Annotated in this window: 1 protein-coding gene; it reads right to left on the reverse strand. The window is 47.8% G+C overall.

Annotated elements, in window-relative coordinates; all coding sequences use genetic code 11:
* Nucleotides 1-393, reverse strand: a 393-nt coding sequence (locus CIL05_RS21660) for a PhoH family protein (protein ID WP_133065319.1), incomplete at both ends; no start/stop codon positions are given.

Here is a 393-nt window from a genome sequence, read left to right on the forward strand (position 1 = left end):
ATTCCTTCGCCGCAGAAAATAATTTTGCTATTTTCGCCAAAACGGGTCAAAAGCATTTTCATTTGCATGGCTGTGGTATTTTGTGCCTCGTCTAAAATCACAAAACTGTTGGACAGCGTACGCCCTCGCATATAGGCCAGCGGGGCAATTTCAATTTCACCAGACGCCATTTTTTTCGCCACCTGTTCCGCAGGCAACATATCATAAAGCGCGTCATACAACGGCCGCAGATAGGGATCAATTTTGTCTTTCAAATCCCCAGGTAAAAAGCCAAGGCTTTCTCCGGCTTCGACAGCAGGACGGGACAAAATAATGCGGTCCACGGTGCCTGCGATCAAATTGGACACAGCCACAGCCACAGCCAAATATGTCTTACCTGTACCCGCATGGTCA

The organism is Virgibacillus profundi (genome assembly GCF_002287375.1).
Taxonomy (GTDB): domain Bacteria; phylum Bacillota; class Bacilli; order Bacillales; family Amphibacillaceae; genus Virgibacillus_K; species Virgibacillus_K profundi.